Source organism: Crossiella sp. CA198, assembly GCF_052078295.1.
In the GTDB taxonomy this organism is placed as follows: domain Bacteria; phylum Actinomycetota; class Actinomycetes; order Mycobacteriales; family Pseudonocardiaceae; genus Crossiella.
In genome coordinates this window covers 40,068-61,986 of sequence record NZ_JBQJIM010000030.1, presented here as the reverse complement: position 1 = coordinate 61,986, position 21,919 = coordinate 40,068, and the positions used below count along the sequence as shown (strand labels likewise).

Sequence of the window (21,919 nt, the reverse complement as noted above, 5' to 3'; positions counted from 1 at the left end):
CACCTGCCGGCCGGACGGGCAGACCGCCGGTCAACTAGACGTTTGCGCAGTTGAGCGGTGCTTTCCTGACACTCCTGCCGGGCGGGCCAGGCCGCCTGCCGAGGAAAGCCGGCCGCCATGACCGTCACCGAGGAACCCGCGCAATCCGACCACCACGTCGACCAGACCGGCCTGCTGGACTGCCTGCACTGGCCGACCAGGACCAACCCCGGCACCGGCGAGCGCGAACTCCTGATCGGCGGCCAGCTCGGCGCCATCGCCATGCGCGCGGGCCTGGGCGCGGAGACCAACTCGGTGCTGTCCCTGCACATGCTGCCCGTCCCGGTGCTGGGCTGTCCTGGTAGGCCGGAGGAGTGGATCTTCCTCACCGGCCCCGCCGGCCTCAGCCTGCGCCTGACCACCCTCGCCGACCTCTCCCGCATGTCGGTCTGCCTGATCCCGCGACAGACCTGGCTGCCACTGCCACCCGCCGAGGCCCCGAGCCGCGTCCGCTGGGTGGTGCCGCCCTTGCCCGGCCAGACCCTGGCGCCGTGGCTGTCGGTGATCAGCGCGGTCCGATCGACCTCCTCGGTGTCCTCGCACCGGGGCTGAGCCGACCCGCCGGCAATTCGCTTGACCTGGCCACGGGACAACGTTCCACTGTGGCCGGACGCCACAGGCCGTGGTGCCGGTATCGCGCGGAGGCAGTGCCAACAATGGAGATCCGTTCCACGACCGAGGCGGACCTCGACGTCTTCGTCGACACCGTGCACGCCGCCTTCGGGCGCTTCCCGGAAACCCCGGCCGGCGGCGGCGGACTCTGGTGGTCGGCGCTGGAGCTGGACCGCGCGCTGCTCGCCTCGGCCGCGGACGGGCGGCCCATCGGCACCGCCGCCGCGCACTCCTTCGAGCTGACCCTGCCCGGCGCGGTGCTCGCCCCGGCTCCCGGGGTGACCGCCGTCGGCGTCCTGCCCACGCACCGGCGCCAGGGCGTGCTCGGCGCGCTGATGCGGCACCAGCTCACCGAACTGCGGGCGCGCGGGGACTTCCTCTCCGTGCTGCTGGCCTCCGAAGCCCTGATCTACGGCAGGTTCGGCTACGGCCCGGCGACCTACACCCGGCGGCTGACGGTCCAACGCCCCCAGGCCGCCTTCGCACAGCCCCGCGGCGCGGCCGAGGTCCCGGCGACCGGCTCGGTCGAGCTGCGCAAGCGGGCCGACTGCGGCCAGATCCTGGAACAGGTCTACGACCGGTACCGCCGCGCCCAGCCCGGCGCGCTGTCCCGGCCGCACCGCTGGTGGGCGCTGGGCGCCGGGCAGCCGCCGATCGTGCCGGCACCGCGCTACATCGCCGTGCACCGGGACGCCGACGGCGTTCCGGACGGCTATGCCAGCTACTCCCTCGCCGAGTCCGGCACGTTGACCGTCGATGAGACCATCGCCGTCGACGACACCGCGTTCACCGCCCTGGCCCGGTTCGTGCTCGGCCACGACCTGGTCACCGAGGTCGTCTTCAAGCACTTCCCGCCGGAGCACCCGCTGCGCTGGCAGCTCACCGACTTCCGGGCCGGTGAGCTGGGCAACGACAACGACTGGCTCTGGGTGCGGCTGCTGGACATCCCGCGCGCGCTGACCGCCCGCGGCTGGTTCACCGACGGCGACCTGGTCCTCGACGTCGCGGACCCGTTCCTCGGCGAGCACGGCCGCTACCTGCTGACCATCCGGGACGGCAAGGCCGACTGCGTCCCGACCGACCGGGAACCCGACCTGTCCCTGGACGTGCGCGATCTGGGCTCGATCTACCTGGGCGGCACCGCGCCGAGCACGCTGGTGCGGGCCGGGCACATCCGGGCGCACCGTCCGGGCGCGGCCGCGCTGGCCGACGCGCTTTTCCGGGCCGAGCGCACCCCGCACTGCCTGCACTGGTTCTGACCGCGCGGAAAACGGGTTCCATTGCCAGTTTTTGTCAATAAACGAAGGATACTGACGGCCATAGGTTGGCCGATTGCAGGATAAACGAAAACGGGGGCGGTTGGGTGTCGCCCCCGTTTTCCGGTGCTCAATCCTCACTTGCCCTGGCAGGTCAGGACTTTGAACGCGCCGGACTGGGTCTTGGTGTCCACGACCTTGCCGTCCACGATCATCTTGCAGGTCAGCGAGCCGCCCTTCTCGCCGATGGTGGCCATCAGCGTGCCACCCTTGAGCACGCCCTTGACCTCCAGTTCCTTCTTCCACGGCAGGGCGGTGACGGTCTCCTGCTTCGGGTTGAGCACCTCGCCGTAGCTGACGTCGGCCTCCTTGGCGGTGCCGGTCAGCTCGTACACCGTCTTGGCGGGCCGCTCCCACTCGTTCTTCAGCTCGGTGGCCTTGTCCTGCACCTCGTTGATCGCCTGGCCGGCGATGACCATCCAGGTGACGCACATGCCCAGGCCCACCACGGAGGCGACCAGGCCGGTGATGGCCAGGCCCTTGTTGGTGGCGGTCCTGTTCTTGACCTTGACCAGGCCGATGACGCAGAAGATCACGCCGAGGATGACCAGCGGCCAGGCGATCACGCCGACCAGTGGAATCAGGGAGAAGACCAGCCCCACCAGGCCCAGGATGAAACCGGTGAGCCCCAGGCCGTTGCTGGGTTTGGCCGCCACCGGGAATTGCTGCTGCGGTTGCTGCTGAGCGGGCGGGTGGGGGAACTGCTGGGACACGAACATTTCCTCTCGAAAGGAATCCGCGGAGTGCGGAATTAGTACCCGGCAGACCCTAGGGGTGGTCGAAAGATTTTTCCAGCCGATGGCGCGAAGAATGCTTACACATGACTTACATCGGTTGTTAGGGGTTGTTCGAGCAGGGTCGGCACCTCAGCCGCCGACAACTTCGGTAGGAACTTCGGCGGAAGCTGTCGAGAACCGGTGCCGCCCGTTCGTCACCTGGACGAAGCAACCCTGCCAACCAAGAGGAGCGATCATGAAGTACGCGATGCTGATCTGCGGCGACGACCGCCAGTGGGCCGCGTTGTCCTCGGCTGCCGAGGAGGACGTGATGAAGCAGGTCTTCGCCTGGTTCGAGCGGTGGCAGCCGGCAGGCAAGATCGCCGAAGGCGGCATCGAGCTGCAGCCCAGGGACACGGCGAGGACGGTACGCGCGGGTGCGAACGGCGAACCGGTGATCACCGACGGGCCGTACCTGGAACTCAAGGAGGTCGTCGGCTCGGTGATCGTGCTGGAGTGCGCGGACATCGACGAGGCCGTGCGGATCGCGGCCACCTGGCCGCTCGCCCCGGGGGTGAGCGCGGTGGAGGTCCGTCCGGTGCTGAGCCGCGAGTAGAGGTGTGGCTGGGGCGCCGGCCTCACCGCCTGCGCCCCAGCTCACCGACCCGGCGCGACATCAGCTCACGTTCGGCCGGATTGGTGGCCAGTTCCAGGGCCCGCTCCGCGGCCGCCAGGGCCTCGGCCGACCGGTCGAGGGTGGCCAGCAGGTCGGCGCGGGCGGCGTGCCACAGGTGATAACCGGCCAGCCGGTACCCGAGCGCGTCGACCTCGGCCAGCGCCGGGGCGGGGCCGATCGCGAACCGGGTGGCCACCGCCCGGTTCAGCAGCACGACCGGCGAGGGGTCCAGTAGGTACAGCCGGTCATACAGCGCTCGCACGTCGGCCCAGCCGGTGTCCTGGTAGGAGGCGGCCAGCGCGTGTAGCGCGGCGATGCCGGCCTGCACCTGGTACGGCCCTGGCTGTCCCAGGCGCACCGCCGCCCGCAGCCGCAGTGCCGCCCGTTCGATCGCCGCCGTGTCCCACAGTCGCCGGTCCTGCTGGTCGAGCAGCACGATGCGGCCCCACGAGTCGAACCGCGCGGCGGCGCGGGCGTGCTGCAGCTCCAGCAACGCGGCCAGGCCGGCGGCCTCCGGCTCCCTGGGCAGCAGCGCGGCGAGTTGGCGCGCCAGCTCAACGCCCTCGCCTGCCAGCTCCCGCCGCTGGGCCGATCGGCCACTGGACAGATAGCCCTCGTTGAACACCAGGTAGATCACCGCGAGCACGGCAGGCAGCCGGTCGGCGTACTCGTGCGGCCGCGGCGGCTCGAACCCGATGCCGCGCTCCCGCAACTGACGCTTGGCCCTGGACAGCCGCTGCGCCATCGTCGGCAGCGGCACCAGGAACGCGGCGGCGATCTCGGCCGTGCTCAGCCCGCCCGCGGCGTAGAGGGTGAGCGCGACCTGGGCGGGTTCGGCGAGGTCCGGGTGGCAGCAGGCGAAAATCATGGCCAGCCGGTCGTCCACCCCCGGTTCCGGCGGTGGTTCCGCGGCCACCCTGGCCAGCTTGTCCCGGCCGACGGCGTCGCGGCGCAGCCGGTCCAGCGCCTTGCGCCAGCCCGTGGTGACCAGCCATCCGGTGGGGCGCTCCGGCACGCCCTCCTCGGGCCAGCGCTTGAGCGCCTCGGTCAGCGCGTCCGACAGCGCCTCCTCCGCCCGGTCGAAGTCGCCGAGCCGACGGCTGAGCGCACCCAGCATGCCAGCCGCGTCCGTCCGCCAGATCCGGTCGAGCAGCTCGGTCACGTCGTCCACCGCACCATGGTGCAGCACCCGCGGGGCCGAGGCAGCTGCTGCCTCCGCTGTGCTGACTGTCCCGACCGGACAGTCCTGGGGGTACCGTGCCCGCATGTCTGGCGAAGATCAGGTAGTGCGGCCGCGTCATGTGCTTTGTGTGCTGGGCTCGGGCCTGGCGCCCATGGTGGTCCAGAACGTCGTGGCCGAGGTCGGGGGACCTGGTTTCAGCGTGGACCCGGAGTACTCGTCCGTGGCGCACGACCCACGGATGCCGGAGGCGTTCCGCGCCTGTCTGGCCACGGCGACCTTCACCGGCACCGACTGGGAATCGTTGTCGGCGCACGATTCCGTTGCCTACGTGCTCTCACCGCCGATGACCCCGGCCACCTCACTCGACCTCTCCCGGCGGATGCTGGCCGTCACCGCCGCGCTGCTGCGCTCCGGCGCCACCGCGGTGAAAAACGAGAGCAGCGGTCTGACCCATGGCCGGGACCGGTGGCTGAGACTGGCGGACAACGCCGCCACCGCCCCAGGCCCGGCCCACCTGGCCGACGCCCTCTACCACGCCTGGGTCAAGCGGCCCATCTCCACCGGTGAGCTGTTGTTCAGCTGTGGCATGCACCTGCTGGCCGCGCCGGATGTGGAGGTGGAGTCCTCCGGGGAGCCCGACTCGCTGGAGGACCGGGTCGCGCTGATCGACGGCCTGGCGATCTACCTGCTGACCGAGCGTCGTGCCCGGGAAATCCAGGAGGGCGAAGGATTCCGGCTCGCCCCCGACGCGCCACGATGGGTACTGCGGAAACGCCCGTGTCACCGGTACGACGATGACGACTTCTTCTTCAACCCGCACGGGTACTGGCGCCTCACACCGGCTGAATCGCCTTGCCTGGCCGAGTAACCGGTGGATCTGCGTGCAGCGCCGGCTCACCACGGGATCAACCCGGCCTGAGCGGCACGAGGTGCGTGTGTGACCCGAACCCGCCCACTGGCCGGCGAAGGAGCCGGTCGGGTGGCCCCTTCGCCGACCGCGCAAGCTGCACGTGGACAAGGGCTACGACGTGCAGGTCCGCGAATGAGCGCGAACAGCAGCTCAGGTAACGCAACGCCCGAAACCGGCGCCGAAACCTTGGCTGTGGGGGATTGTGCAGACGATGATGACGGAACCCGGCGCGTTGCTGTCAGATCGCGAAAGCCGATCCGCGCCGGAGTCGAGTTCAGACCTTCCGGGTTCAGCCGATGTCGCGGCGCTGGAAGGCGGTCACCGCGGTGGCAAGCAGCACTACGCAGCCTGCCGAGAGGGCGAGCAGACCCAGCAGGACCTCTCCAGTCCAGCCCACCTCCAGCGGCTGGGCGCCGAAAGCCCAGTGAAACGGGCTGATCAGGCCGAGCAGCTTGGTGTCCACCAGCGGGGCCAGGCCGCTGAGCAGGAAACCGCCGAGCGCGACCCCGGTGCCCACACCCAGGGCCAGGCCAGAGGAGCCGCTGGCCGCGCCCACGGCGAGGGTGAGCAGGCCGTGCAGCACACCGAGCAACGCCAGTGCCACCGTGCCCGCCAGCAGACGGGCAACGGGGATGTCCAGGCCGGTCGGTTCGCGCAGGACCACCAGCACCACGCCGACCGCGCCGGAGAGCAGGAGGACTTCGGCGAGCACCGCCAGCGCGTGCGCCGTGAGCACCTGCCTCCGGCGGACCGGACCGGCCAGGGACATCGCCAGCACGCCGGAACGCTCGAAGGTCCACGGCAGCGCTCCCGCGCCGATCGCGGTGATCATGACCAGCAGCGGGGCGATCTTGGTGAAGATCTGCGAGGAGACGTAGCCGGCCGGGGTGAGCACGTCCATGCCGAAGAAGGCGGTCAGCTGCGGGGGCAGCGCGGCGGTGAGCGCGCCGAGCTGGCCGCGCAGCGAGGGGTACATGGCCAGGGCGAGGGTGCACATCGCGAGCGCGCCCACGGTGAGGCCGAGCAGGGTGTGGCGGCGTTCGCCCACGGCCCGCCGGAACAGTTCCGGAACCACGCCGGAAGTCCTCACGGCGTTCACCGGGTCACCTCCGCGGCGGGGCCGTAGTAGCGCAGGAACACGTCTTCGAGTTCGGTCTCCGGTGTGCGCAAGGCCAGCACACGGTATCGGCCCAGGGCGCTGACCACCTCGGTGACCGGTCCCTCGACGGCGAAGCGCACCTCCGCCCCCTCATTGTCCACATAGGACACTGAGGGTAGCGGGAGTGCCTGGCTGGTGAAGGCGGCCGCGTCGGCGTGCTCGGCGAAGGTGACCTCGAAGCGGTGGAGCGCCCGCCCGAGCAGCACGTCGGTGCGGGCGCAGGCCACCAGACGGCCCGCGCGCATGATGGCCACCCGGTCGGCGACCCGTTCGACCTCCGGCAGGGTGTGTGAGGAGAGCAGAATCCCGGCTCCCGTCGCGCGGAGTTCGTCGATGATGGTGTGAAACTCCTTCTGCACCAACGGGTCCAGGCCGCTGATCGGCTCGTCCAGCACAGCCAGCCGGGGCGAGTGGGCCAGTGCGGCGATAATGCCGATCTTGCGCTTGTTCCCCGAGGACAGCGTCCGCAGTGGACGGTGCAGCTCGACATCCAGCCGCTCGGCCAGCTCGTGTGCCCTGGCCTCGTGCGGGCCGGGCGCGAGCTGGCGCAGCGCGCGGAGGTGGTCCAGGTTGGCCAGGCCGGTGAGCCTGGGGTGCAACGCGAACTCCGCGGGCAGGAACCCCACCTCGTGATGTGCCTGTGGCGCCTGGGACCAGGCGTCGTGCCCGAGCACGCTGGCTCGTCCGGCCGTGGGCCTGGCCAGTCCCAGCAGCATGCGGATCGTGGTGGTCTTGCCCGCGCCGTTGGGGCCGAGGAAACCCAGGACCTCACCGGGTGCGAGTTCGAGGTTCAGGTCTTCGACCGCGGTCAACGCGCCGAAGCGTTTGGTCAATTGGTGTGTGCGCACCAGAGGGTCGCTCATGGCATACCCGCCCGCCTTCGTCCGTCACTACGGCCGACTCCGGGCGGAGCGGACCGTGCCGACCAGGCTTCCCGGCACACCGGTGACCACCTTGCCCTACGCGGAGTGCCGCGGGCAATCCGCGCTCGCCGCCGACCGTCCGCGCGCTGCTTGCGAATCGATAACGGCCCTGCCTGGCCGATCCTTACGCCGTCTTGACAGGTGAGCGCTCGACGTTGCGCTGAACAAGTGTTTAGTATCCTGTTCATGCGTTCAGTCGAGGATCTCAGCGCGCGGGCCCGGATTCGGGACGCCGCGCTGGCCCGTTTCGGCGCCGACGGGGTCGCGGGCACGAGCGTGCGCGCGGTGGCCGCCGATGCCGGGGTCTCACCCGCGTTGGTGCTGCACCACTTCGGGTCCAAGGACGGATTGCGGCAGGCCTGCGACGAGCACGTGCTCGCCCTCATCCGCGCCGACGGCGAGGACACCGACCCGTCCGATCTCGGCGCGCTCGCGGACATGCTGGAGTCGGCGACTCCGGTGCGCCGTTACCTCGGCCGGGCTCTACTGGACGGCTCACCCGCCGCGGCCACCGTGTTCGCCGAGATCGTCGAGCGCACGCAGCGGTGGCTGGCCGACGGCGAGGCGCGGGGCTGGGTGCGGCCGAGCGAGGACGCACGGGCGCGGGCGGTGACCTATGTGTCCTGGCTGCTGGCCCCGCTGGTGCTGGGTGAGCAGGTCGGCAGGCTGCTCGGCGGTGACGTGGCCGAGACCGCGACCTCGGTGCGCGGGGCGCGGGCCGGGTTGGAGATGCTGACCCACGGGCTGTTCGCCGATGACCGGTGGCTGGCGGCGTTCACCGCGGTGGCCGGGAAGGAGCGGGGCCGGTGAAGGCTTTTCTGGTCACCCACGGCACCCGGGGCGACGTGCAACCGTTCCTCGCCCTGGCGGTCGCGTTGCGCGCGGCCGGGCACCAGGCGCGGCTGGCCGCTCCGGCCTCCTTCGCCGCGCAGGCGGCCGAGTACGGCGTGGACTTCGCGCCACTGGACGAAGGGCCGAACCGCCTGCTGACGGATCCGGCGGCGCGGGAGGCGATCGAGACCGGCTACCGGGGCGTGCGGGGCAAGATCAGCGCGGTGCGGACCCTGCGCCGGATCAAGCCGCTGATGTCGGCGGTGCTGCGCGATCTGGGCCGGGCCGTGTGGTGGGAGGCCGATGTGGTGGTGCATTCGCCGTCGCTGCCCGCCCAGCACGTGGCCGAGCTACTGGGCGTGCCGGCTGTGCTGGCGACCCTGCAACCCGGTTGGGTGCCCACCGCGTTGTTTCCGTGCCCGATGGTGCCGCTGCCCCGGCTGCCGACCGCCTTCAACCGGGCCACCTACCTCGCGGTCTCGGGCACGCTGCGCGCCCACGCCGGGGTGGCCAACGCCTGGCGCACCGGGCAGCTGGGCCTGCCCGTGCGGCGCGGCGGACACGACGTGCTGCACGAGCCCGACGGAGCGGATCGCCTTGTCCTGCAGGCGTTCAGCCCGAACGTGGCGCGGATTGACCCGGCGTGGCCGGAGGCGGTGCGCACCTCCGGGTTCTGGTACCTGCCCGCAGCCGAGGACTGGACACCCCCGCCACGGTTGAGCCAGTTCCTCGACGAAGGTCCGCCCCCGGTCTACCTCGGTTTCGGCAGCATGGCCGGTCAGGCCGAGCGGACCGGGGCGGTCGTGGCCGAGGCGGTGCGCCGGGCCGGGGTCCGCGCGGTGCTGGCCACCGGCTGGGGTGGCATCGCCGCGGTCGGGGACTCGCCCCGGGTGCTGGTGATCGAGGCGGCGCCGCACGACTGGTTGTTCCCCCGGATGAGCGCGGTGGTGCACCACGGTGGTGGCGGGACCACCGGGGCGGCGCTGGCCGCCGGGCGTGCGCAGGTGGTGTGTCCGTTCGTGGCCGACCAGCCGCACTGGGCGGAGCGGATGCACTCCGTCGGTGTGGCCCCGGTCCCGGTGCCCCAGCAGCGGCTCACCGCCGAGGGCCTGGCCACCGCGATCACCGCGGCCGTCGGGGACGCGGCCCTGGCCCGGCGGGCCGAGGAGCTGAGCCGGGTGGTCCGCGCCGAGGACGGGGTCACCTCGGCGGTGCGGGCACTGGAAGAACACCTTGTCCGCACTGCGAGGTAGCGGAATCCACAATGGACACCGCAGAGGCGGTGGCAGGAAGAACTCCGCCTGCTGACTCAGCCACCGGCCAGCTCCTCCAGCACGCGCAGCACCGGCGCGGCCCCGTCCTCGGCGCGTACCCGCTCGCCGAGGACACGGGCTCGATCGGCGAAGGCGGGTTCGCCGACGGCCTGACGGATCCGCTCGGCCAGTGCGGGCGCGGCCAGCCTCTTGAACGGCAGCGCGCCGGGGCTGATCCCCAGCCGGGCCAGCCTGCCCGCCCAGAACGGCTGGTCGAAGGCGACCGGCACCGGCACCGTGGGCACCCCGGCGCGCAGCACGGCGCCGGTGGTGCCCGCCCCGGCGTGCTGCACGAGCGCGGCCATCCGGGGAAACAGCCAGTCGTGCGGGATGTCGCCGACTGTCAGCACATCGTCCCCGGCCGCGGACAACCCGGCCCACCCTGCCTGCACCACCGCGCGCACCCCGGCCTGGCGGGCGGCCTCGGCCACGATCCCGGAAAGCCGCTCGCCCTCGCCGGAGGCCATGCTGCCGAGCCCGATGAACACCGGCGGCGCACCGGCGGCGAGGAAGTCGGCCAGCTCGGGGGCGGGCCGCCACTCCGGCGGGGTGGGCTGCCACCAGTAGCCCGCGACCTCCGCGCCCGGCCGCCAGTCAGCCGGTCGCGGCACGACGAGTGGGCTGTAACCGTGCAGGATCGGCCACCGCTCATCGGCCAGCATCGTGCGCCGGATGCGGCCGATGCCCACCGGTGGCAAGCCGATCTCCCGGCAGAACCCTTTGAAGTCGGCGTCGAAGGGGGTCGGCGCGAACAGCACCGGCTGGTGCAGGTTCCGGTTGCCCCAGCGGCCGAAGTTCCGGTCACCGAACAGGGGCAGCGGGAAGTCGCCGGTCGGCACGCTCGGCCACAGCTCCAGGCCCACCGTGGGAATCCCCAGCGCCTGACCGGCCAGGTAGCCGTGCATCATCGGCGCCCGCGCCAGCAACAGCACCTCCGCGCCCGCCGCCGCGGCGAGCACCGCCTGGCCCATACCGATCATGAACCGCTTGCCGAGCCTGAGCTGGGCCGGGATCGCCCGCAGCGTGGCGCCCGCCTTGGTCCAGCGCTGACCGTCGGCGGAGGCCATATCGGCCTTCATGTCCCCCGGCAGCGGCCGGAACGCCAGTCCGGCGCCGGTGACCAGCTCGGCCGAGGACTGCTGGGTGGCCACGGTCACCTCGTGCCCGGCCGCGTGCAGCCGGACCCCCAGGCCGAGGAAGGGCGCGACATCGCCACGGGTGCCCACGGTCATGATCACAACTCGCATCGGGTCCTCCAGGAAGGTGCGGGGCGCGGAGGACGGCGCCCTCCGCGGGTCAGGTGTCGGGCACCTGGCCGGGCGGGTCGGTGACGTAGCGGAGGTAGGAGTCGAGCAGGCGGCGTTCGGTGAGCAGCCCGTCGGTGTAGATCTCCAGTGCGGGCAACGTGATCGCCTCCGACAGCGCCCGCACTGACTCGGCCAGACCGGCCTCGCCCGGCGGGGTCAGGCGCAGGTGGACCAGCAGCGCGCCGACGTTCTGCAGCACCAGCAACCGCGCCCGCGCCGCCGGATCCCGGCTGGGCCGCACCTCGCCCCGCGCCTCGGCTTGCGCGAGGTGCCGCTGGACGTCGGCGATCATGTCCGCCAGGAACGCCGTGGCCAGTTCGCCACCGGCGAGCAGCGCCTGCACGACGTAGGCGACGAGGACCGCGTCGCGCGCCGCGGTGAGCCCGCCGAGGAAGTCCGCGGGACTCCGGCCGGTGATCGCCGGAGCGTCCCTGATCAACCGCAGGACGTGCTCGTCACAGGCCGCGCGCAGCGCGTCCTTGGACCCGAAGTAGTGGATCACCAGCCCGGGGCTGACCCCCGCGGCGGTGGCGATGGACCGGACGGAAGCGCCGAAGCCCTGCGCGCCGAAACAGCCCACCGCCGCGTCCCGGATCCGCTCGATCACCGCGGCCCGATCCGGCTCCGCCTGCGCCACGCTCACGGTGACCAGGTTAAACACGTGTTCAACGAGTTGGCAAGGGTGCTCAGGCCGGTAGCAGGCCCGCCTGCCGGTAGACGGCCTCCAGATAGCGGAGCGCGGTGTCGGCGTTGAGTGGCTCGGGCTGGATCACCCGGTACATCACCGCGCCGACCATCATGTCCATCAGGACCTCCAGGTCGGCCTCCGGCGCCAGCAGGCCCTCCCGCTGGGCGCGTTCCAGCAGCAGCCGGGTGGCGCGCCTGCGCGGCAGCACGTAGTGCTCCCAGTAGGTCGCCATGATCGTCGGGTGGGTGCGGCTGGAGCCGTAGACCTGGGCGATCAGACCGTGGAAGTGCGGGTCGGTCAGGGCCGCCGCCGCGCTGGGCAGCAGTCCGCGCACCAGTTCGGGCACCGGCAGGTCAGCGAAGTCCGCGGCGGTGGGCTCGGGGATCCCGGCCCGTGAGGTCTCGATCGCCGCCGCGATCAGCTCCTCTTTGCCGGCCCACCGCCGGTAGACGGTCAGCTTGCCGACCCCGGCCTGCCGGGCGATCGCCTCGATGGACGCGCCCTCCACGCCGCGTTCGACGAACAACTCCAGCGCTGCCCGCAGGATGGCCGCGTCGGTCTCCGGCGCGCGGGGCCTGCCGCGGCCCCGCCTGCCGTTGTCCGTGGTGCTCGTCTCCGGTCCGCTCATCCTGCCCTTCCGTGCCGCAACGCGGTGTCCAGCCATCGTTCCAGGCCGCCGGAACCGGGTTCGCCGCGCCAGGCCAGGTGCGCGTCCGGGCGGACCAGCCACACCTGCCCCGCCGGGACCTCGGCGCAGACCAAGCCGTGGACGCGGTCGCCGAGCAGCTCCCGCGCGGCGGCCGCGGGCGCGGCGGCCGTCGTCCCCGAGCCCAGCACCGCCCAGTGGTCGCCGAGTTCGGCGTGCAGCCGGGTCGCGTTCCCGTCGCGCAGGCAGCTCAGGTCGGGCACGCGGTCACCGGGACGGGGCCGCGCGCCGAAGCGGCTGCCCGGTCCGGCCAGCGGGCCGCGCCGGTAGGAGACCCACAGCTGGGCGGCCAGCGCGGTGGCCCAGCGCTGGACCGGGGGCAGGTTCACCACCGGGGACATGATCCGCTCCCGGAGGAAACGCGCCAGTACGTGGTCGCTGGTCTGCAGGCGGGTGTTGGCGGTGGTGCGCTTGAGGACCTCGGTGGCCAGCGGGCGGCGCTCGGCCTGGTAGGTCTCCAGCAGGGCCTGCCCTGCCCGTCCGCTGACTACCAGGGCGAGTTTCCAGGCCAGGTTCTCCGCGTCGCCGATGCCGGTGAGCATGCCCTGTCCGCCCAGTGGGCTGTGGATGTGCGCGGCGTCCCCGGCGAGCAGGATCCGCCCGCTGCGGTAGGTCTCGGCCAGCCGCCGGTGGATGCGGAACACCGAGGCCCAGGCCGCGTCCCGGATCTGGATGTCGCTCATGCCGGTGCGGTGGGGGAGCAGTTCGCGGAAGCGGTCGAGGATCTCCGCCTCGTCGAGCTGCCCGGGGGCCGAGCCGGGCAGGTAGGTCATCAGCCGCCACAGGTCCTCCGCGCCGCCGACCTCGCGCATGGGCAGCGCGCCGATCACGCCGTCGCGGTGCAGCCACACCACGGTGCCCGCGCGATCGGAGCCCGGCCAGTCGATGTGCACGTCGGCGAGCAGCCAGGAGTCGGCCACCGGCGCGCCGGGGAAGCCGATCCCGGCGGCCTTGCGCACCGTGCTGTGCGCGCCGTCGCAGCCGATGACCCAGCCCGCGCGCACTGCCCGCCCGTCGCCCAGCGTCGCGGTCGCCCCGTCGGCGTCCTGGGCCACCGCGGTGACCGGCATGCCCCACTCGACCTTCCCACCGAGTTCGGCCAGCCGGTCGCGCAGCCGCGCCTCGATGGTGGCCTGCGAGGCCAGCAACGCCGGGCGGGCGGTGCCCAGACCGACATCGCCGAAGCGGACCTGGCTGATCGTCTGCTCGCCGAGCTTGACGGTGATCCGCAGCGCCGTGACCGACCGTTCGACCAGGTCGCCGAGCGCGCCCAGCCGGTCCAGCACCTCCACGCCGCGCGCGTGCAGGATGTTGGCCCGCGAGGTAGCAGCCGGTCCCTGCGCGCCGTCGAGGACGCGCACCGAGACACCGTGCGCGCGCAGCCCGCAGGCCAGGGTGAGTCCGGTCGGCCCGGCCCCCACCACGAGCACTTCCGTCGAGTCCATGATGCCCCCTAATTTATTAACGAGACGGTACCGATAACAAAATTAGACCGCAGTTGGAGCGCCGAGTCCAGTGGTGCTCGCCGTTCCGGTCCCGCTAGTCGATCGCGCCCGGTTTGACCGCGGCCAGAACAGGTCCTCGGAGGAACAGGACGCTCAGCCGCCTACGGCTGCCGCCGACGAGAACCGGCCCGAGGACGATCTCGCGCGGTATCGGCAGCATGACCGGCCGGGTCATCACGACGGTCAACCGGCCGCCCGCCGGGTCGTCGAACTGGATGGTGACGACGCGGCTCCGGCTGCGGACGGTCACCGCACGGCCCGGTCGCCAGCCGCTTCGCCGGAGTGCGCGGGCACGGCGGCGCCACCGGCTGTACCCGATCGTTCCGGCCACGGACAGGGGAGTGCCCAGCACGAAGGCGATGACCATCGGGATGAAGGTCCAGAAAGGGTCGTTGGACACCCCGGGGGCACCGATCCGTTCCGGGTCGGCGCGGTCGTAGAACACGGTGATCGGGTCGCCCGGGTTCAGGACAGGACTGACATCGTTGAGGTTCATCGAGCGCACCCGTTCGATCCCGTCCACGGCGAACCGCACCTCGATCGAATCCGGCAGACCTCTGGCCAGCCCCTGGCGTACCTCGACCACGACGCCCGGCACGCGTGCGCCGGTGGACTCCAGGTCGGCGGACCGGTCCTCCAGCACCGTGGCGCCGGTCATGAAGCCGACGATCAGTGCCAGGCCGGACAGCAGCATCAGGCCACCCCGCAGCCGCAGCCGCCGGACCGCGCGGGTCGCCACCTCCGGCCGTACCCGGTACTCCGACGGCCTGACCAGGTCGTCCAGGCCGCGAATCGCGACGGTGCGCAGCCGCAGCCGCCGGATGTCGCTGAGGTCAGCCTCGATCACGCTGGCTCCTGGACACCGGTTCCTGCCGCCGGACCCGCGCCGGCGCGGCGACGCGACGAGTCATCGGTCCGCTGCCGCTGGTGCGGCGGTCTCGGTGTGGCCGGTGGGCAGGGTGTCGGGTGGTTCGATCCGCAGTGCCCTGGCCACCGGGACGTCGGTGGAGGAGTGCAGCACGATCGAGAGTGCGATGGTGATGGCCACCAGGTCGAAGACGTGTTCCCCGGCCGGGATGCCGGCTTGCAGGGCGAGCAGGCCGTAGATGACCGAGGCGAATCCCTTGGGGCCGAACCAGGCCGCGGCGCTGCGTTCCCTGGCCGGCAGCGGGGTGCGCAGCAGGGAGAGCAGCATGGCCGCGGGCCGCACCAGCAGGATCGCCAGCACCGCCACCGCCCAGTCGCCCACGCTCAGGTGGGAGATGCGTTCGGGGGTGATCAGCGCGCCGAAGACCAGCAGCGCGGCGAACTTGGTGATCTCCGAGAGCAGGTCGCCCAGCGGCTCGAACCGTTCCGCCGCAAGGTGATCCAGGGTGGCCAGGATCGCCCCGGCGGCGAAGGCGGCCAGGTAGGCGTTGGCGTGGGTGAGGTGGCAGGCGGCGAAGACGATCACCCCGGCGGCCAGTGGGCCGAGGGCGTGCAGGCGGGGTTCGGCGGTGAGCAGGCGCAGCCGCCAGGCCAGGGCGATCACCGCGGGCACCGCCACGCCGATGGCCAGGCCCAGCCCCAGTTCCAGGCCGATGGTGGCCCAGTTGGCCTCCCGGTTGGCCGCGGTGGCCAGGAAGATGAGCACGAAGGGCAGCGCGAGGCCGTCGTTGAGCCCGGATTCGACGTTGAGCAGGCGGCGCAGCCGCAGTGGTACGTCGGTGCGGCCGACGATGGCCGAGGCGAAGACCGGGTCGGTGGGGGAGAGGATCGCGCCCAGCAGCAGCGCTGTGGGCCAGTCCAGTCCGGCCAGGTAGTGCGCGGGCACCGCGATGCCGATCATGGTCAGCGGCATGCCCAGACCAAGCGCGCGACCGGACAGGCGCCAGCCTTCACGGAGTGCGCGCAGGTTGGCCCGGCCGCCGTCGGTGAACAGCACGGTGAACAGCGCGATGTCGGCCAGCACGGTGACCATCGGCGAGTTGGGTGCGATCTCGACCCAGCCGAGTCCGCCCTGACCGAGCAGGGCGCCGGCGAGCAGGAACAGCAACGCGGTGGACAGGATCGTGCGCGCGGCGACCCCGGAGAGGGACACGCTGATCAACAACACCACACCGAAGGCGAGCACCAGCACCATGCGGAAATCCCAGTCTCCTTGATCCGCCAACCCGTTGTCGGGGGCGGATGCCGACCAGGCTTCCCGGCGCTCCGCGCGCAAAGATGCCGTAAACGCGCCCGAAGGGCAAACCGGTTCGCCCGATCGGACCGCGATCGCATCCGCCGGAGCGGATCCACTGCGGCGCCGGGACCGTCCGGTTAGGGTGATCCCGGCGAGGCGACGTCTCGTGGTGTGCCGGGAAGTCTGGTCGGCGAGCTGTGTTCGCCGTGCCCGGGAGATCACCGTGTCCACACCCGCCTCGCCTGCCGCTGGAGTTTGTGCACGCGGCCCTTACGCACCGATCCGCGTCAGCCAAGCCGGGGAGCCCCATGTCCGACGGCACAGCTCGCAGTGTCCGCGTGTTCCGCCGAGCGTCCTGGCCGGAGGTCGAACGGGTCCGGGAGATCCTGCGCAGGGAGACCGTCGGCGGCGCGCTGTTGCTGCTCGGCGCGGTGCTCGCGCTGGTCTGGGCGAACTCGCCGTGGGCGGAGTCCTACGCGGCCTTGCGGGAGGTCGAGTTCGGACCGGCCTTTCTACACCTGGACCTGACCCTGCACGCCTGGGCCGCCGACGGCCTGCTGGCGATCTTCTTCTTCGTCGCCGGGCTGGAGCTCAAACGCGAGTTCGTCGCCGGTGACCTGCGTGACCCCCGGCGGGCCGCGGTCCCGGTCGCGGCCGCGGTCGGCGGCGTGCTCACCCCGGCCCTGATCTTCACCGCGGTCAACCTGGGTGATGCCTCGGCCCTGCGCGGCTGGGCGATCCCGACCGCGACCGACATCGCCTTCGCCCTGGCCGTGCTGGCGGTGATTGGGCACAACCTGCCCTCGGCGCTGCGCACGTTCCTGCTCACCCTGGCCGTGGTGGACGACCTGATCGCGATCGTGATCATCGCCGTCTTCTACACCGGGGAGTTGTCCGCTGGGCCGCTGTTACTCGCGCTGATCCCGTTGGCCCTGTTCGGTTTCCTGGTGCAGCGGCGGGTGCGCTCCTGGTGGCTGTTGCTACCGCTGGCCGCGGTGACCTGGGCGCTGGTGCACGCCTCCGGGGTGCACGCCACCGTGGCCGGGGTGCTGCTGGCCTTCACCGTGCCGGTCATCCGCCGCTACGGCGAGGGGCCTGGGCTGGCCGAGCATTTCGAGCGCCGGTTCCGGCCGATCTCGGCCGCGGTGGTGGTGCCGGTGTTCGCCTTCTTCGCCGCCGGTGTCACCCTCGGCGGCCTGGACGGCCTGCGCACCTCGCTGTCCGACCGGGTCGCCGTGGGCATCATGGGCGGGCTGGTGCTGGGCAAGGTCATCGGTATCACCCTGGCGACCTTCCTGGTCTCCCGGTTCACCCGCGCCGAGCTGGACAGCGACCTGGCGTGGGTCGACGTCATCGGGCTGGCGCTGCTGGGCGGGATCGGGTTCACCGTCTCGCTGCTGATCGGCGAGCTGGCCTTCGACGGCACCTCGCACGCGGAGAGCACCAAGGTCGCCATCCTCGCCGGGTCGATCCTGGCGGCGCTGCTGGCGACGATGGTGCTGCGAGCCCGCAACCGAGCCCATCGACGGATCTGCGCCGCAGAGGAGATCGACTCCGATCAGGACGGCATTCCGGACGTGCACGAGAACGACCGCTGAGCCACCCGTGTGCTTGGCTCCCTGACCGAACGAACCCAAGCAGCACAACAGGAAACAGCTCGTCCCAACCACACACCCAGCCGCGAACCCCGGGTCCGACCCAGCCGGATTCCAGCCCCCACCAGACCCGCCGCGCCGACCAACGCCGCACCCGCACCCAATCCAGGGGCGCTCGCGGTGCGCGCGGCCCTGACCCAGCTCGGCGTGCCCTACCGGTGGGGCGCGAGCAACCCGGGCCGCGGCTTCGACTGCTCCGGCCTGACCCAGTGGGCCTACCGGCAGGCCGGGGTGGCGATCCCTGCTCGACCTCGGTGAGGCAGGCAGGGTTAGAGAACAGGCCGAGTTGGCCGTTCGGCTGGCCTCGCTCCGCGGCCGGTGGCTCGCCAAGCAGCGGGCTCAGCTCGTGCTCGGCCTCATCGTCAACCCGCCGGTGCCGGTGATACCGGCATGATTCCGTTCTGACACCCCGAATCCGCAGGCTCCACGGTGACAAGCACTTGCGATCGGAGTGTCCGGGCATGCGCAGAAGAATGGTCAAGGCAACAGTGGTGGCGGCCATGAGCACCGCGATGGGGGCGACCCTGCTGGCCGGTCCCGCACTCGCCGCGGCCGGCGTGGAACCGCTGGGCGGCTGGCGGCCGTTGAAGAACGTGCAGAGCAAGCTGTGCGCCACGGTCAGCGTGGACGCGGCAGGAGATTTTCTCACCCTGCGGGTCTGCGACCTCGACAACACCGCCCAGCAGCTCCTGCCGATGCCCAGGACTGTCGATGGCAAGCGGTACTTCGGCATCTACCACTTTGCCACCAGGAAGTGCGTCACGGCCGACGGCGACGCGGTCCTCCTGAAGGACTGCGCCTACGGCGCCGACCAGCTGTGGACGGAGAACGCCGCCGTGGCGCCCGCCGGATCGTTCCGGGTCACCCATGCCCGGAGTGGCAAGGTGCTGGAGGCACTGGGCACGGGCGAGGGAGATCGGGTGGGGCTCGGCCCGCACCGGGCGGTGCCCAGCCAGCTGTGGCGGACCACCGGCTAGCGCGCTGGATAGTCAGAACGGATCCAGCCTCCGCAGGGTCCGTTCTGACGCCGCCGAGGTTGCGCGGGCAGGCCTGGAGCCGTCAGACCTGCAGTGGCCCGGAGCCGGTCGCTGCCGAGGTCCGCACCACCAGGTCGAGGAGCTGCCGGGCCCGCTCCGCGACCACCCGTTGACCTCGGTCCTGTGCCAAGCCTGCGGCCTGCTCGGCCCGCGCCTTGGCCTGGTCCAGCTCGCCGAGGCCGAGGTGTGCCTGGGCGAGGGCGGTGAGCGCGCCGGCCTCCAGGATGAGCATGCCCCGCTTGTGCAGCGCGGCGAGTGCCTGGTCAGCGTGTGCCAGTGCCTGGCGGGCCGCACCGGTGTGGCACTGGGCCTGGCTGAGTCCGATCAGGGCGACGATCTCGTGCATGCCCCCGTCGGAGTCCCTGGCCATCCGGGCGGCCTCGGTGAACAGCGCGATCGCCGCGGTGTACTCGCCACGCTGGTGGCGCACCGCGGCCAGTACCGTCTGGGCGCCTGCCTCCAGGCGCCGCTCGCCGATCTCCCCGAACAGGCTGACGGCCTCGGTGGCCATGCGCTCGGCCGGATCGAGGTTTCCCGCCTCCTGATGGGCCGAGGCCAGCGTGAACAGTGCGGAGAGTTCGTATATCCGGTCACCGAGGCGTCTGCCCTCCGCGAGGACCTGCTCCTGGCAGGCGATCGCCTCATCCAGCGCACCGAGGTACTTGTGCGCCGCGCCGAGCGCCATCAGCGCGGTCAGGGTCGCATGCCGGTTGTGGCCTTGTCGTCCGAGCGCGATCGCGTCCTGGAAGTGGCCGATGGCCGTGCGCGGCTCGCCCCCCATCATGATCGTGATGCCCAGGTGTGCCAGCACCTGGGCTTCGAGCTGGGACGCGCCCGCTTTCCGGCTCACCGCCAGCGCCCAGCCATGGCAGTGCCTGGCCTCCTGGATACGGCCCCGGACCATGTGGGCCAGGCCGAGGTTGTCCAGCGCCTCGGCCGCGGCCTGGTGCGCGCCGCTGCGCTCGGCCAGCTCGACGATCCGGCGATGACAGCGGACAGTGCGGTCATAGTCGCCGACCCGCGCGTGGATCTTGCCGAGGATGTTCAGGAAGAGGATCTGGCTCGCCGGGTCACCCCCGCGGTCCAGTTCGGCCAGCGTGGCCTGGCAGGCGGGCAGCACCTCACCGGCGTGCCAGCGCCCCTGCAGGAACTCGCGCAGGGCGACGGCGAGCCGGCAGGCGCGCTCGGCCAGCCAGGGGCGCCCGGCGGCGAAGACCAGGGCGTCGAGCAGGTTGGGTTGTTCCTCGTCCAGCCAGCACAGCGCCGCGGTCTCGGAGGCGAACCTGACTTCGGCAGGCGCATCCGCCGGGTGCACCCAACGGGTCACCTCGGCGACCGAGTGCTCGTACCAGTCGAGCACCTCGGTGAGCACGGTCCCCGCCTCGCCCGCCGGGTCGTCGGCCTGGGCCAGGAGCACGGCGTAGTCGCGGATCAGGTCGTGCATGCGGTACCGGCCGGGCCGGTGCTGGTGCAGCAGATTGGCCGCGGTGAGCCGGTGGATCGCCCGTGCCGCGCTGGGCTCGATCACCGTGGCCACACCGATCCCGAAGTCCTGTCCGGGCACCACGCCGAGCAGCCGGAACAGCCGGCGGTCGGCCTCGGCCAGCCGGGCGTAGGAGTGGTCGAAGGCCACCCGCACCGCGGTGCGCTGGTCGCCGTCGATGGCGAGCCGGGCGAGCCGGTCCGCCGTGCGCAGCTCGCCGGTGTAATCGCCGATCCGGCAGTGCCGGTCCTTGGCGAGCTGCGCTCCGGCGACGCGAAGAGCGAGCGGCAGGTGGCCGCAGGCCCGCGCCAGTTCGGCCACCGCTTCCGGCTCGGCGCTGGTTCGGTCCGGTCCGAGCATGGCGGTCAGCACGGCGGCCGCGTCGCCGGGGTCAAGCACGTCCAGCGACAGGCGGTCCACGCCGTGGCTGGCGTCGAGTCCGTAGAGGTCGTCGCGGCTGGTGATCAGCACGGCACTGCCCGCGGCTCCTGGCAGCAGTGGACGGACCTGGTCCGGGGTCGCGGCGTTGTCCAGCACGACCAGCGTCTCGCGGCGGGCGAGCAGGCTCCGGTACAGGCCGGCCTGGGCCGCCGGATCGGCCGGGATCTGGCTGGTGGGCGTGCCGAGCGCGGTCAGGAATCTGGTCAGCGCCGTCACCGTGGGAATGGGTGGCTCGGCGGCGAATCCCTGCAGGTCGATGTAGAGCTGTCCACCGGGGAACCGGTCCCGGACCCGGTGGGCGACCTGGATCGCCAACGCCGTCTTGCCCACCCCGGGCGGGCCGGAGACAACCGCGATCGACGGCGTGGCCGCCTCCTGGTCAGCCACGAGCAACTGGGTCAGCGCCTCGGCCTGCTCGCGGCGGCCAGTGAAGCCGCGGACCGCCGCGGGTAGCTGGCTGACCGGGATCGCGGGCGCCGTTTCCGGCGTGGGCTCGTCGGCCAGGACCGCCTGGTGGGCCTGCTGGAGTTCTTCTCCCGGATCGATGCCCAGTTCGGTCCGCAGCCTGCGGTGCACCGTGCGGTAGGCCTCCAGCGCGTCCGCCCGGCGGTTGCACCGGTGCAGCGCGAGGACGAGCTGAGTCCAGAACGCCTCCCGCCATGGGTACTCCTGGGTGAGCTGGATCAGCTCGCCGACGATGTCCCGGTGCCGCCCCAGCTCCAGCAGCACCCGGATCCGCCGTTCCACGACCTGCAGTCTCGCCTCGGCCAGTCGTGGCACGACGTTACGCTGCAAGGACTCCGAGGCGACGTCGAACAGCGCCGCACCACGCCAGCAGCCCAGCGCCCGCTCCAGCAATGTGGACTCGGCGGCGGGGTCCTCAGAATCGCTCGCCTCCGCCGCCGCCGCGGTGAACCGGGCGAGATCGAGTTCGGCGGGTGCCACCGTGATCCGGTAGCCGTCCGGCCGGGTGTGGATCAGCGTGGGGCTGACCGCGTCATCGGCCAGCAGCCTGCGCAGCCGTCCGACGTAGGAATGGATGGTCTTGCGCGCGGTCGGTGGCAGGTCCTCGCCCCACAACCGCTCCGCGAGCTGGTCCAGCGACACCGTCCGGCCTGCCTCAACCAGCAGCGTCGCCAGCAGGGCCCGCAGCTTCGGCGAGCTGACCTCGACCGGCTGCCCGTCGAGCATGACCTCCAACGGGCCGAGAACGCTGAAGGAACGCTCGGGCACAACACCACCTCTTCCAGCCTGC

At 71.9% G+C, this 21,919-nt stretch carries 20 protein-coding genes; 9 read left to right on the top strand and 11 right to left on the bottom strand.

Annotation, left to right across the window (positions count from 1 at the left end; translation table 11 throughout):
• Window positions 1–117 precede the first annotated feature (117 nt).
• Window positions 118–591 (top strand): hypothetical protein, encoded by a 474-nt coding sequence (locus ACTOWY_RS37860; RefSeq protein WP_441314400.1) that lies wholly within the window; start codon window positions 118–120, stop codon window positions 589–591.
• Window positions 592–695: 104 nt separating this feature from the next.
• Window positions 696–1,910, top strand: a complete 1,215-nt coding sequence (locus tag ACTOWY_RS37855) for a GNAT family N-acetyltransferase (protein ID WP_441314399.1) — start codon at window positions 696–698, stop codon at window positions 1,908–1,910.
• Between the two features lie 134 nt (window positions 1,911–2,044).
• Here the strand turns inward: ACTOWY_RS37855 and ACTOWY_RS37850 are convergent, their stop codons facing one another.
• The gene (locus ACTOWY_RS37850) at window positions 2,045–2,686 is read right to left on the bottom strand and encodes an MmpS family transport accessory protein (protein WP_441314398.1); all 642 of its coding nucleotides are present in this window, start codon (window positions 2,684–2,686) and stop codon (window positions 2,045–2,047) included.
• Between the two features lie 253 nt (window positions 2,687–2,939).
• Here ACTOWY_RS37850 and ACTOWY_RS37845 point away from each other — a divergent pair, with 253 nt between their 5' ends.
• Window positions 2,940–3,299, top strand: coding sequence for a YciI family protein (locus ACTOWY_RS37845; protein ID WP_441314397.1), 360 nt, complete (start codon window positions 2,940–2,942; stop codon window positions 3,297–3,299).
• 22 nt (window positions 3,300–3,321) lie between these two features.
• On the opposite strand, the gene ACTOWY_RS37840 is transcribed toward ACTOWY_RS37845, so the two are convergent.
• On the bottom strand, window positions 3,322–4,530 hold the full coding sequence (locus ACTOWY_RS37840) for an RNA polymerase sigma factor (RefSeq protein WP_441314396.1): 1,209 nt from the start codon (window positions 4,528–4,530) through the stop codon (window positions 3,322–3,324).
• Between the two features lie 94 nt (window positions 4,531–4,624).
• On the opposite strand from ACTOWY_RS37840, the gene ACTOWY_RS37835 reads away from it, so the two are divergent.
• Window positions 4,625–5,410 (top strand): hypothetical protein, encoded by a 786-nt coding sequence (locus ACTOWY_RS37835; protein WP_441314395.1) that lies wholly within the window; start codon window positions 4,625–4,627, stop codon window positions 5,408–5,410.
• Between the two features lie 331 nt (window positions 5,411–5,741).
• Here the strand turns inward: ACTOWY_RS37835 and ACTOWY_RS37830 are convergent, their stop codons facing one another.
• Both ACTOWY_RS37830 and ACTOWY_RS37825 read right to left on the bottom strand, forming a co-directional pair.
• On the bottom strand, window positions 5,742–6,551 hold the full coding sequence (locus tag ACTOWY_RS37830) for a hypothetical protein (protein WP_441314394.1): 810 nt from the start codon (window positions 6,549–6,551) through the stop codon (window positions 5,742–5,744).
• Entirely contained in the window at window positions 6,548–7,474 is a 927-nt protein-coding gene (locus ACTOWY_RS37825) for an ABC transporter ATP-binding protein (protein WP_441314393.1), read from the bottom strand. Before ACTOWY_RS37825 ends, ACTOWY_RS37830 begins: the two co-directional genes overlap by 4 nt.
• A gap of 246 nt (window positions 7,475–7,720) precedes the next feature.
• Between ACTOWY_RS37825 and ACTOWY_RS37820 the strand changes: the two genes are divergently transcribed.
• The gene (locus ACTOWY_RS37820; RefSeq protein ID WP_441314392.1) at window positions 7,721–8,344 is read left to right on the top strand and encodes a TetR/AcrR family transcriptional regulator; all 624 of its coding nucleotides are present in this window, start codon (window positions 7,721–7,723) and stop codon (window positions 8,342–8,344) included.
• Complete coding sequence (locus ACTOWY_RS37815) at window positions 8,341–9,618, top strand: nucleotide disphospho-sugar-binding domain-containing protein (RefSeq protein ID WP_441314391.1); 1,278 nt, start codon at window positions 8,341–8,343, stop codon at window positions 9,616–9,618. Before ACTOWY_RS37820 ends, ACTOWY_RS37815 begins: the two co-directional genes overlap by 4 nt.
• 56 nt (window positions 9,619–9,674) lie before the next feature.
• Here the strand turns inward: ACTOWY_RS37815 and ACTOWY_RS37810 are convergent, their stop codons facing one another.
• The 6 genes from ACTOWY_RS37810 to ACTOWY_RS37785 form a co-directional block, all read right to left on the bottom strand.
• On the bottom strand, window positions 9,675–10,925 hold the full coding sequence (locus ACTOWY_RS37810; protein WP_441314390.1) for a glycosyltransferase: 1,251 nt from the start codon (window positions 10,923–10,925) through the stop codon (window positions 9,675–9,677).
• A gap of 49 nt (window positions 10,926–10,974) precedes the next feature.
• Window positions 10,975–11,628 (bottom strand): TetR family transcriptional regulator, encoded by a 654-nt coding sequence (locus ACTOWY_RS37805; RefSeq protein ID WP_441314389.1) that lies wholly within the window; start codon window positions 11,626–11,628, stop codon window positions 10,975–10,977.
• 43 nt (window positions 11,629–11,671) lie between these two features.
• Complete coding sequence (locus ACTOWY_RS37800; protein WP_441314388.1) at window positions 11,672–12,301, bottom strand: TetR/AcrR family transcriptional regulator; 630 nt, start codon at window positions 12,299–12,301, stop codon at window positions 11,672–11,674.
• A complete protein-coding gene (locus ACTOWY_RS37795) occupies window positions 12,298–13,824 on the bottom strand; it encodes an FAD-dependent monooxygenase (protein ID WP_441314387.1) in 1,527 nt (508 codons plus the stop codon). The genes ACTOWY_RS37800 and ACTOWY_RS37795 overlap by 4 nt, the downstream gene beginning before the upstream one ends.
• A gap of 94 nt (window positions 13,825–13,918) precedes the next feature.
• Window positions 13,919–14,731 (bottom strand): hypothetical protein, encoded by an 813-nt coding sequence (locus ACTOWY_RS37790; protein ID WP_441314386.1) that lies wholly within the window; start codon window positions 14,729–14,731, stop codon window positions 13,919–13,921.
• A 60-nt stretch (window positions 14,732–14,791) separates the two neighbouring features.
• Window positions 14,792–16,006 (bottom strand): cation:proton antiporter, encoded by a 1,215-nt coding sequence (locus tag ACTOWY_RS37785; protein ID WP_441314385.1) that lies wholly within the window; start codon window positions 16,004–16,006, stop codon window positions 14,792–14,794.
• A gap of 350 nt (window positions 16,007–16,356) precedes the next feature.
• Here ACTOWY_RS37785 and nhaA point away from each other — a divergent pair, with 350 nt between their 5' ends.
• The 3 genes from nhaA to ACTOWY_RS37770 all read left to right on the top strand — a co-directional run bounded on the left by nhaA (window position 16,357) and on the right by ACTOWY_RS37770 (window position 18,680).
• Complete coding sequence (gene nhaA, locus ACTOWY_RS37780) at window positions 16,357–17,646, top strand: Na+/H+ antiporter NhaA (protein WP_441314384.1); 1,290 nt, start codon at window positions 16,357–16,359, stop codon at window positions 17,644–17,646.
• A gap of 177 nt (window positions 17,647–17,823) precedes the next feature.
• Window positions 17,824–17,961 (top strand): C40 family peptidase, encoded by a 138-nt coding sequence (locus tag ACTOWY_RS37775; protein WP_441314383.1) that lies wholly within the window; start codon window positions 17,824–17,826, stop codon window positions 17,959–17,961.
• Between the two features lie 242 nt (window positions 17,962–18,203).
• Window positions 18,204–18,680: an RICIN domain-containing protein gene (locus ACTOWY_RS37770; protein WP_441314382.1), complete on the top strand. Its 477-nt coding sequence runs from the start codon at window positions 18,204–18,206 to the stop codon at window positions 18,678–18,680.
• 82 nt (window positions 18,681–18,762) lie between these two features.
• Here ACTOWY_RS37770 and ACTOWY_RS37765 read toward each other — a convergent pair whose 3' ends face one another.
• Window positions 18,763–21,897, bottom strand: coding sequence for a BTAD domain-containing putative transcriptional regulator (locus ACTOWY_RS37765; protein WP_441314381.1), 3,135 nt, complete (start codon window positions 21,895–21,897; stop codon window positions 18,763–18,765).
• Between the last annotated feature and the right edge of the window lie 22 nt (window positions 21,898–21,919).